Genomic DNA, 11,324 nt, shown 5'->3' on the forward strand with positions numbered 1-11,324 from the left:
CGCGGACGATCCAGGCCGGGTCGCCGAATGCGCGCACAGCATTCGCGTCATCAAGGTCAATCAGAAGACGTTGACGCAATTCGAAGCCGCCGATTTCGAGGCGCTCACCAGCAATCTCGCCTCCGTGTTCCGCGACGACATGCTCAAGACCCACCTCGAAGAGCTATGCCAATTGTGGGCCGGGCAAACCCAGTTCACGAGTCAGACGGTCAACTACACCCTTGGCGGGCGGCGCCTCGACGTGCTGCTCAAAGGCGCCGTGCTGCCCGGTCATGAAGACAACTGGGACCGTGTGCTCGTCTCCGTCGAAGACATTACCGAACTCGAAGGCGCGCGGCATCGCGTGACGCTTGCCGAACAGTATGTGCGCGGCCTGTTCGAATATTCGCCCGTGTCGCTGTGGGTGGAAGATTTCAGCGCGGTCAAGCGTCTGCTCGACGAGGCGCGCGCGGCCGGCATCAGCGATTTTCGGGTGTTCACCGACGTGCATCCCGAGTTTGTCGAGCGTTGCATGCAGGAAATCCACGTACTCGACGTGAACCAGCACACGCTCGACATGTTCGCGGCGAAAGACAAAAGAATGCTGCTGGCACGCCTGTCCGAAGTCTTCCGCGACGACATGCGGCCGCATTTCCGTGAGCAGTTGATCGATCTGTGGGACGGCAAGCTGTTCCAGCAGCGCGAAGTGCTCAACTATTCGCTCGAGGGCAGCGAGGTGCACGTGCACCTGCAGTTCTCCGTGCTGCCGGGCCATGAACGCAATTGGGACCTGGTGCTGGTGGCCCTCACCGACATCACGGCGCGCAAGAAGGCCGAAGCTTACCTGGAGTTCCTGGGCAAGCATGACGTGCTGACCAAGCTGCGCAACCGCTCGTTCTATGTGGATGAACTGAACCGGCTGGAACGCAAGGGTCCATGGCCGGTGACGATCATCATGGCCGATCTGAACGGGCTCAAACGCGTGAACGATCAGCTCGGCCACGCGGCCGGCGACGCCTTGTTGCGGCGGGCCGGCGAAGTGCTTGCCAAGGCGACGGACGTGCCTTTTCACGCGGCGCGTATCGGCGGAGACGAGTTCGCCATCCTGCTGCCGGACACCGACGAGCGCGGCGGCGCCGCGATGATCGACGCGATCCGCCAACTGGTCGATCTGAACAACCAGTTCTATCCCGGCTCGCTGCTGAGCTTTTCGATGGGCGCGGCGACGTGTCAGCGCGGCGAGAGGCTGGAAGCCGGCGTGCAACGCGCCGATCTGCTGATGTATGAGGAAAAGCGCGGGCACTATGCGAACCGTCCGGCTGCGGCCGACGGTTCGCGCGACTGATACGGGCGCCTGCCGCGCGCAGCCGCAACCCGTTGCCCGATCACCCCGGTATCGGTACTAGCGGTTTGCATCATGAAGCGGTTGAGCCAGCGGGCGCCTGTCATCGCGTCGGCGGAGTCCGCCGACGCGCGCGAAGCTTCGTGGCGCAGTACGCCGCCATGCATGTCAGGGCGGCGGCACCCAGCGCCGCGCGCAGTCCCCAAAGCGGAGCACATGCGCCGAGCCACAACGCGCTGAGCGCCGGTCCGCCACGATAGGTCACGCCATATAAGGCAAGCACACGTCCGCGCATTGCCTGTGGAACCGATAGGTGAATCAGCGTCTGTGCGCCGATGCCCGTCACGACCACGGAGAAACCCAGCGCAAAGAACAGCACCAGCGCCACCGGGAAATGCTGCGTGAAGGCCAACCCGAGTGCACACAGCGAAGCGGCGAACACGTGCCGCTCGATCAGTCCCGCTAGCGGCACCGTCGTGTCGCGGCCGCTGATCCAGATGCCACCCGCAAGCGCACCGGCCCCTGCCGCGGCGACTAGCGACGCGAAACCCTGTGCGCCCCGCTGCACGATGGCGTCCGCAATGGCCGGCGCAATGTCGGGGATACCGCGAAGGCACACGGCGCACGCAATCAGAATCAGAAACGTTGCCCGCAACGAGACGTCCGACGCGACGTAGCGAATTCCGTCCGTGACGTCGCGCCGCCAATGCAAGGGCGGCATATCTTCTGGCGACCGCGGGCTCGCCGGAATGCGAACCATGGCAGCGATGAAGAGCGCATAGCCCAGCGCACTGACGAAGAACAATGCCGAAGGATCGAGCTTCAGCAATAGCGCGCCCGCCACCGCCGGCCCCAGAAATCGAGCCAGGCTGAAGCACAGTGAGGTGAGCGCAACTGCCGAGCCAAGCTGTTGTTGCGGCACCAGCGCCGACGCCCACGCGAGGCGCGTGGGTTGGCACAGTGCACCGGCGATACCCGTTACCAGCGTCACCACGAGCAGCCATTCCATCGAACTGACGCCGCCGAGAATCAGGCAGGCCTGCAAAACGGCCATCGCCATCGCGACACACTGACAATAAAGCATGACGCGGCGCGGGTCGCAACGATCCGCCATCAGGCCGGCAACCGGTGCGAGGAACACCGTCGGAAAAAGATCGGCGAGGGCGAGCACGCCGAGCCATACGCTCGAATGGCTGATCTCCCACACAAGCCAGCCGGCACCGACCCGCTGCACCCACATGCCGATCAACGACAGGCTGTTACCAAAGACGAACAGCCTGAAGTCCCGGCACGCGAGTGCGCCGAAGCCCTTGCTCCTGAGTCCGATCCACCGCTGAAGGAAGCGCGTCATCGGCGTTCTGCGCAGAGGCGCGAGAACGGCGCGGCGCGCATCGCACGGAACTTCATGCGTGGTCCGCCTGCGAGGAACTCAATGCGGGCTGCGCACTTAAACCCAGCATTCGCATGAATCTGTTCCAACGTGAAGCCGTTCTTATCGGGATCAAAAACTGGCAAGTCAAAAATATCTGAATTTGATTGCGCCACGGCAGGCTCCTTTTTTATCCATCCAGATTGAAATGGCGATTTATTCTCAATCCATTCACATCAATCCTGAAGCGCAAACAATTACATGAAATTGATCACAAAACAGCTCCCGCTACTGGTAGCCTCCTGAATCGGATATTTGACAAACAGATTCGCGCCAACGCCCGTGGTACATTTCGCGGCCTCCCGTCATTTTTTTGCCTGCCTATATTCTCATCATGAAAATCTGAATCACATCACGAACCGCCCTCTTTCCCCAGTCAGTGGATCATCACGTTCCGAACGACCTGGAACTCACCTGATTCGGCCATTCTCTGAAAAAAATATTCTAAAAATAGGAATACCCTTCGCAGATGTCCTTATTCATTGCGGAACGCCCATCTCCGTGCAGCGAAACCAAAGAACCAGCGCCCATGCGCCCATCCGTCACATCCCAAAACTGGTAGGAAATCATGGCTTTCGGCCAAACGTCGCGAGTTTATGATTTACGATATAACCTGCAATTCCTGACAACGACGTCTATCAGAAATTTATCGGCAGCACGCACCCTATGGAGTGAAAAACCATTTAATTAAATAACAGTCTTTAAAGAACCGCATAGTGGAGTCAGTGATGTCCCAAGACCTGTCTGAATGGTGGAGCGATCTATTCCTCGAACTACAAACCTGTGAAAAGACCGACCGCGCGTTTTCCATCCTGTCGCGCGCCTCTCTGGATCTCGGATTTTCGTATTGCGCATTCGGCTACGCAAATCGCGTGCCTTTCTGCTCCAGAAATATCGTTATCAATAGCTCTTATCCTGAGCAATGGGTGGCGAGATATCGAGAAAGGGAATATCTGACGGTAGACCCCATCGCCAAACTCGAATCGGGTGACCTGACTCCCGTCATATGGGCCGACCGGCTGTTTGCTGACGCAGAACACTTATGGGCCGAAGCCAAATCGGCGGGACTTGCAATCGGCATTTCGCAACCCTGCTGGGACGCTCGCGGCCAGTTCGGGGTTTATTCGCTGGCGAGAGAAGACACGCCGCTAGGCGCCGGTGAGATCAAGATCCTGCGGCCTTTTCTCCTCGCGCTCGGTCAACTGTCGATGTCCTGCTTCACTCGAATCGCCGATCAACAGAGCAATACCGCCGCCGACGCGAGACTTACACAGCGTGAAATTGAAGTTCTTCGTTGGACAGCTGACGGAAAGTCAGCCAAAGGCATCTCAAATGCGCTCGACATTTCAATCGATACGGTGAATTTTCATCTGAAAAACTGCAAGAGAAAACTTAACGCCCAGTCCAAGGCGAGTGCCGCAGCCTACGCCATTGCCTACGGATTACTTTAGCTACCGAGCAGACCTATGGAAGAGATCGTATTCACCACAATGGAAAAGCTGAGCCCTCTCGAGCGGCAGCAACTTGGCAGATACCGACATACGGTATTCGTCCAGCAAATGCAATGGGACCTACCGTCAGTCGGGCCCGACACGATCGAGGAATGGGACGAATTTGACCGCGACAATACCGTCTGTGTAATCGCCTATACGCACGATCGACGTATCTGCGGCTACGCGCGCTTGTTACCCACCACGCGGCCTTATCTGCTTTCCGAAGTTTTTCCCGACCTGTGTTCCGTTCCCTTGATCAGCGATTCGTCAACGTGGGAGCTATCCCGGTTCACGACTTTCGACAACGGCGTAAGTTGCAGCATCCCAAGAATTCGCGAACTCCTTCGCTTCATCTTTATTCGCTCGCAAAGCCTGGGAATCCGTCAATTAGTAGGTGTCGCGCCCTCCAGTATGGATCGGCTCTATCGTCGATTGGGACTCGTGTTGCGGCCTATCGGTCCGGCGCAGGCCGAAAAAAACGGTCTCGCTGCGTTTTCACTGGATATCGATACAGCTGGATTGAGGGCGTTGAGTGATGGACAGGAGTGCCCATCCAATTTCTCGCCCCTACAAGCCCTTTGTGAGTCATCGACTTCGCCAGCTTCTCTGACCGTGAAAATCCCATGCACAAGATAAAATGCTCGCCCTACTCTACCATTTTTTGGAACGAGTTTAAGATCGCCCCGGAATCCCGGGCCTATAACGTAGTTTTGGATCAGACAATCGTTGGGAAGCTGGATATTCCGCGCCTGAAAACAGCGATCGACGATTTCATTGCAGATCATGTTCTATTCGACAGTCACCTGCTCGAAGAAGAGGGAGCGTTGTACTGGATAAAAAATCATCACCCAGGGGGGCTCCAATATTTCCGGGGCCTCGACAACCAGCAACGATTCGTCAAACATTATTTCGATATCGAACAAGGACCCTTATATAAATTTGGCATATTCGAAAAGCAACCGGAGCAATATGAATTCATTATCGTCCTGCATCATTTGATCGTTGACGGCACCTCAGGCAATCATTTATTCAAAGGCCTGGAGGCACGATACAATCGATCCACCCCTCCAAAATCGTTGACTGAAAAAGAAATTTCGATCAATACTGAGAAAATCAGACGTGATGTCGAGAAATTGCGCGTTGCAGGGGCAGAAGCGTTCTGGAAGCAGCGCAGCTGTGATTTCAGTCTCGCAAATACGCTGCCAGAGTTAACGCGACCTGCGCGCACCAACAGAAACGGGGGCGCCGTCCTGTTCTCCCTCAATAAGGCCGAAATAAAAAAATGGCGGCCGGACAAACCACTACGGCATATTGTTCCGTTCCACCTGTTTATCGGTGCGTGGGGAGCGCTCCTCGCGCGCTACGGCAATTGCGACAACACGCAAATCAGCTTTCCCGTCTCAATCGAGCCTGGACGTGATTTTTCCATGGGAGCGCACGTCAACGTTGCCATGCTGCCAATGTGCGATATACAGAAGAGTTCCTTTCGCGAACTGTATCAGAAAAATTTGCAGTTTTTCCGGGACGCGCGCTCCGCCAGCGGTGCTCGTTATACCGAACTGCCCACTCATGAAATTGCACAAGCTTGTGGCATTGAATCCTTTGATGCGAGTTTCGCACAAACGGATTTACGCGATTATGCGATTAAACTCGTTAATTGCAGCGCTGAAGGCAACCAGCGCTATTTTGATGACATGGGCGGTGCTTCAATTTTGCTGGAGTATCACGAGTACGAGGACCGATTCGATTTTCGTCTACGGTATCTACACGATGTATTTTCCCCCGCACAAATAGAAACCTGTTCGCGGCATTTCTGCATGTTGTTGCGGCGGCTGTTATTACAGCCCGACACACCGATCGGCGATTTCCCCCTGGTCGACGAAAGGGAACAATGCGAGTTGCGCGCTCTACATCCTGCCGAAACAGCTTATCCGCATCGGGCCAGCATTCAGCAACTGGTTCAAGACATTGCAGAGCTTCGCGGACCGAACGTGGCCTTGCGCATGGGGCAGAACGTCATGAGTTATGAGACGCTGAACGCCAGGGCAAATCAGCTGGCCCGCGAACTGCGCCTGCAATTTGAAAGAAAGCACAGACATGGGCTTCCAAAAAACACACCAGTTGGCATTTATCTCGAACGGAGCTTCGATTTCGTCATCGCAATGCTGGGAGTTCTAAAGGCCGGTGCAGCCTGGGTGCCTCTCTCGACCGCATATCCCAACTCGCGCATTCGCTTTATGATTGACGATTCCGAACCACCGTTAATTGTCACATCAGATCAATGGCAGGCGCAATTACTAGACATAATGGCAGGGGCGCGGCGCTCACCAGATCTGGTGAGCGTATCGAAGGCGCTGGATCATTCACCTCATAACCTTCCTCTAACCAATGAGCCAGATGATCTTGCTTACATCATGTATACGTCCGGGACAACCGGGCAACCCAAAGGAGTCGAGATTGCGCACAGAGGGGTAGTTTCATTGGTGCGCGACAACAGCTTTGTCGAAATTACGAACACCGATACATTCCTGTTTCTCTCGAATCCCAGTTTTGACGCGGCTACGTTTGAAGTGTGGGGGGCGCTATGCAACGGCGCAACCCTGGTTTTGCCTCCCATGACTCAAAGTCTGATGGCTGCCGACGTCGCTCATTTATTAGGCCAGCAAAAAGTGAGCATACTTTGGCTGACACGTGCTTTGTTTGATAGCCTCTATCGACAACAGCCGGACATGTTCGCCAGCCTGAGGGTGCTACTTGTCGGGGGCGAAGCGCTCAGCAGCGATATCATGCGGGAACTGCTAGCAAGTCCGACCCGGCCACGCCAAATTCTGAACGGGTACGGTCCAACGGAAAGTACCACTTTCACGACAACCTTTGATCTTGGTACACAGAGCTGGTCAGCCGGCGTTCCGCTAGGTCGTCCGATCAACACGCGCCAGGTCTATATCCTGTCCAGGACTGGGCACATTCAGCCTGTGGGAGTCGCTGGTGAAATTCACATCGCTGGAGCCGGTTTGGCACGTGGCTATCTCAATCAACCAGCGCTTACCGCAGAAAGCTTTATTCCCAACCCTTTTTCGAGCGCTGAAGATCGCACCCGCGGTTACACGACACTTTATCGGACCGGAGATTTCGGCCGGTGGCTTCCAAACGGAAACATTGAATATCTGGGTCGTATCGATAGTCAGATCAAGGTTCGAGGCCATCGTGTTGAGCTAAGGGAAATCGAGAATTCGATTAACACGTTAAAAGGCGTAAGGCAATCCGTGGTGATTGACCTGGAACACGCCGGCCATAAAGTGCTTGTGGCATATGTCGTGGCGGAAGCCGGCTGCCGGCCGCAACGAGAAGATCTACTCGCTTCTCTTGAGAGTCTTTTACCTGCGTACATGCTGCCCAGCACTATTTCGTTTATCGATGCGATTCCGCTAACGTCAAACGGCAAGCTGGAGCGTGCGGCTTTACCTGAACCGGAATGGCTGGATGACCGTCGATAACACGCGCCGGAAACCGCCCTGCAAATCGCTCTCTGTATTCATTGGCAAGAAGTACTCGGATTAGAGCGCATAGGCATCCACGACCACTTCTTTCGGCTCGGGGGAGATTCAATCGTGTGCATCAGCCTGGTATCGCGTCTACGCCGTGCGGGGTATTGTTTGCAGGTAAAGGATGTGTTTGCCGCGCCGACTGTTGCGCAGTTGGCGGCATGGCTGGAAAACCACGAGGCAAAGCCCCTGCAAGTTGGAGAACAGGGGGCATTGACAGGGCGTTTTGGGCTTTTGCCTGTACAAGCCTGGTTCTTCGCCAATCAACTACCACGGCCCAACTATTTCAATCAGGCGTTCCGGCTGACGCTACCCGACTCAATTACTATCGAACAGATCCGTTCCGTGTTATCAACGCTATCGCAACGTCACGACATGCTACGTTGCCGTTTTGTAGATACACCTGAAGGACCACAGCAGGAATACTTATCGGATTCCGCGACGACATTCGCCGGAATTGAACGCTTGAATCTCGCGCGGATGAGCGAAGCACAACGCCACGCGCAGTTGACCGCCCTGCAATGCGACTTCGATATCTTTCATGGTCCATTGTGGCGCGTTGCCTACATCGACGGACTGGAGGGCAACGTGTGCGAACTCTGGTTCGCGGCCCACCATCTAATCATAGATGCTGTTTCCTGGCGCATTCTTCTCAATGACGTGAAAGCCCTATGCCATGGAGAATGCCTCGGCAATAAAGGCAGTAGTTATCGGCAATGGGTCGCTGTTGTCGAGGACTACGCGACACAACACGCGGGCCAGATTTCCTGGTGGCAAGAGCAGATTGCCAATCAGCCGGACTACCGGCTACGTGACGACATTATTGATGAGTATCACCAGACGTCGATCCTGCTTGACGTGGCACAGACGACCCGCATGCTTAAGGAGACAGCGACTGCTTTCCACACCGAGATTAACGATCTCCTGCTCAGTGCGCTATGCGTCGCATTGCAGCGCTGGCATGGTCACTCGGAGAGTTGGCTGACGCTCGAAGGTCACGGGCGGGAAGAGATCGATCCGGGCCTGGATATCCGGAGTACAGTCGGCTGGTTTACCTGCTTATACCCAATCAAACTGGCCGTGAAAGAGACATTGACCAGCACTGTGCGGCACATCAAGGAAAGCTTGCGAGCAATTCCGGACAAAGGCATTGGTTTTGGTGCACTCAAGTATGCGAGCAGCGGGAACGTTGAAGGGAATCGACTCAAAGCACATCACCTGCCCCCGATCAGCTTCAACTATCTGGGGCAATTCATATCCAGCGAGCCGTCCAATCATTGGCAGCTTGCCACCGAAGGTTGCGGAGCCCACGTCGATACGCTCAACGTCGACAACAACCTTATCAATATCGTCGGCGGTGTCTTTCAGCAACGCCTGCATCTGTCTTTGACGAGTCGACTGCGTCATGACGTTGCGCAAAAACTCGCGAACGACTTCTCTGAGGTACTTAAAGAGATCATTGATCTGTGCGCGGCCAGATCCGCAGTGGGACACAGTCTGTTTACGCCAGGGGATTTCCCCGACGCAGCAATCACATTGACCGAGCTCGATCGACTACAGAAAGAACACGCGATTGAAAACATTTACCGTGCGACCCATTTTCAGCGTGAATTGATGTACTTCAATCGCGTCAGTTCAGATTTTCAGATCGACCAGATAGTCCATGAATTGAGTGGACCGCTCGAGCCAGAACTTCTGGGCAGGGCATGGGCACATGTGGTCGCACAGCACGACATTCTGCGAGCCGGGTTTAGCGATGGCGCATCTCCCGGCGACCCGAATGTCTTCATTTGCAAGAAGGTTAAATTACCTTTTCAGATTGTTGATTGGAGTGGGCTTGATGACGACGCCAGACGCGACGCACTGCATCACGCAATCCTGCAGCAGCGCAATCAACCGTTTGACTTTGAACGTCCCCCTCTATTCCGGCTATTTATCGCTCGCGCCGAAACCGAACGCCATGTACTGATCCATACCTTTAATCATATTCTGTTTGATGGCTGGTCTCTCGGCACCATGATGAAGGAGGTCAGTGCGGCCTATGTTGCGCTTCAAAAAGGCATTCCGCCAGTAGAGCGGCCTCGTAGTTTTGCGCCATTTTCGGCGTTCCTGCAACGCAATGTCGATAACGCGCAAGCGCACGCGTTCTGGGAGCCGTACTTGCAAGGCGCAAAGCTAAATCAACGACTGCCTGGCGACACAGGAGAAATGGTCGATATCCGTCGTAAGCTGCGTATGCGTTATGTGGAATCGGCATTGACATCCAGGCAGAACGGTTCCTTATACGAATTTGTAAAACTGCACGGCTATACCGCCAATCAACTCACCCAATTGGCCTGGATATTGACACTTTCGGAGAGACTGGACGAGGACGACATTTGTATCGGAACCACAATGAGTGAACGGCCTGCGGAAATCGACAACGCCGAGCATCTGGTTGGGCTGTTTGTCGCCAGTCCAGTATTACGCTTAACAGCAATCAGACAGCGCAGCCTATCCGACTTGCTCGAGGACATTTCCGCTACCCAGAGGGATCGCCAGCAATTCGCTTTCCATGAACTGAACCAATACGACCAGAACTGGCTCCCTGTCTCTCCTTTCGGCAGCTTGTTCGTGTTCGAGAATATGCCTGAAGCACATCTCGACAACGACCTGCCGTTTCGTTTCAAGTTGTTGGACGTGGTTTCCGGCAGCAACCATCAAACGGTATTTTGTCTGTTCCCGCACAAGGATGGTCTGCAACTGCGCCTGTTTTACGACGCGCGTGAACTGGCGGAAGAAACGGTAGCGTGTCTTTTAACACGTTTTATCGGGATCCTGGATAACATGATAGAGACACCCGTCTGCCTGAAAGTGCCTTTGGGGAAGAAATGCCAGGTCATCGAAAAACGATCGTGCGTTCAATCGACCAATCGAACAATCGGAGAGAATTAATGACGCTGCAATCTTCGCTCCATACAGATTCGCCTAAACCGTGGCGCGCCGCAGTTATCGATCTCGACGGGACCTTACTCAATCATCAAGGGAATATTTCTGACCGTTCAATCAAGGTACTGGAGCTTTTGCATAGACGCAATATGGTGATTGTCATTGCCACCGGGCGACTCGATGCGGATGCCAGGCGAATTCTGCAAAAAATCGACTTTACGCCAACGGTCGTCTCCTGCAATGGCGTCCTCATCAAAACTGATCCACTGCTACCCCCGATGTGGGAACAGACGCTAACACCCGCAGTGAGTGAACAAATCTTGCGCTTCACCCGACGCCGTCCATTGCACGTCACGCTTTTTTCCCACAGTGGATGGCATTGCGTAAGGCGAAACCCCTACCTCGCAGACGATATCGCAAGATCCGGAATAACCTGTCACTATCACTCTGAGCGAGAGATCCACAATATTGCGTCACTTAAAATTCTGCTACATGGAGCCGATGCTGAAATCGACACCGCATTCGGTACGTTACGTGAGCGCTTCGGCGCCGACACCGCATTGAGCAAATCGTCGCGGTCAACGATTGATATCGTTTCTCGCGGTCAA

The 11,324-nt window shown here is 54.8% G+C and carries 8 protein-coding genes; 6 read left to right on the plus strand and 2 right to left on the minus strand.

Annotated features, from left to right (window positions below; genetic code table 11):
- On the plus strand, positions 1 to 1,324 hold a 1,324-nt coding region (locus tag QOC89_RS23775), incomplete at its 5' end, for a sensor domain-containing diguanylate cyclase (RefSeq protein WP_323047256.1).
- Positions 1,325 to 1,424: 100 nt separating this feature from the next.
- Here the strand turns inward: QOC89_RS23775 and QOC89_RS23780 are convergent.
- The gene (locus tag QOC89_RS23780) at positions 1,425 to 2,672 is read right to left on the minus strand and encodes an MFS transporter (protein ID WP_323047257.1); all 1,248 of its coding nucleotides are present in this window, start codon (positions 2,670 to 2,672) and stop codon (positions 1,425 to 1,427) included.
- Positions 2,669 to 2,866 (minus strand): hypothetical protein, encoded by a 198-nt coding sequence (locus QOC89_RS23785; RefSeq protein WP_323047258.1) that lies wholly within the window; start codon positions 2,864 to 2,866, stop codon positions 2,669 to 2,671. The genes QOC89_RS23780 and QOC89_RS23785 overlap by 4 nt, the downstream gene beginning before the upstream one ends.
- 612 nt (positions 2,867 to 3,478) lie before the next feature.
- On the opposite strand from QOC89_RS23785, the gene QOC89_RS23790 reads away from it, so the two are divergent.
- From QOC89_RS23790 to QOC89_RS23810, 5 genes are all read left to right on the plus strand, one after another.
- Positions 3,479 to 4,201, plus strand: coding sequence for an autoinducer binding domain-containing protein (locus tag QOC89_RS23790; protein WP_323047259.1), 723 nt, complete (start codon positions 3,479 to 3,481; stop codon positions 4,199 to 4,201).
- 15 nt (positions 4,202 to 4,216) lie between these two features.
- Positions 4,217 to 4,879, plus strand: coding sequence for an acyl-homoserine-lactone synthase (locus QOC89_RS23795; RefSeq protein ID WP_323047260.1), 663 nt, complete (start codon positions 4,217 to 4,219; stop codon positions 4,877 to 4,879).
- On the plus strand, positions 4,867 to 7,740 hold the full coding sequence (locus QOC89_RS23800) for an amino acid adenylation domain-containing protein (RefSeq protein WP_323047261.1): 2,874 nt from the start codon (positions 4,867 to 4,869) through the stop codon (positions 7,738 to 7,740). The genes QOC89_RS23795 and QOC89_RS23800 overlap by 13 nt, the downstream gene beginning before the upstream one ends.
- 36 nt (positions 7,741 to 7,776) lie before the next feature.
- Positions 7,777 to 10,722 carry a condensation domain-containing protein gene (locus tag QOC89_RS23805; RefSeq protein ID WP_323047263.1) on the plus strand — a complete coding sequence of 982 codons (2,946 nt, stop codon included), beginning with the start codon at positions 7,777 to 7,779 and terminating at the stop codon, positions 10,720 to 10,722.
- Positions 10,722 to 11,324: HAD hydrolase family protein (locus tag QOC89_RS23810; RefSeq protein WP_323047262.1), on the plus strand; the 603-nt coding region annotated here is incomplete at its 3' end. The genes QOC89_RS23805 and QOC89_RS23810, both read left to right, overlap by 1 nt.

The organism is Paraburkholderia sp. (assembly GCF_034668105.1).
GTDB lineage: Bacteria > Pseudomonadota > Gammaproteobacteria > Burkholderiales > Burkholderiaceae > Paraburkholderia.

Excerpts from the sequence above, each read along its gene's own strand:
- QOC89_RS23800 (WP_323047261.1), top strand. The coding sequence starts at position 4,867 with ATGCACAAGATAAAATGCTCGCCCTACTCTACCATTTTTTGGAACGAG.
- QOC89_RS23780 (WP_323047257.1), bottom strand. The coding sequence starts at position 2,672 with ATGACGCGCTTCCTTCAGCGGTGGATCGGACTCAGGAGCAAGGGCTTC.
- QOC89_RS23795 (WP_323047260.1), top strand. The coding sequence starts at position 4,217 with ATGGAAGAGATCGTATTCACCACAATGGAAAAGCTGAGCCCTCTCGAG.
- QOC89_RS23790 (WP_323047259.1), top strand. The coding sequence starts at position 3,479 with ATGTCCCAAGACCTGTCTGAATGGTGGAGCGATCTATTCCTCGAACTA.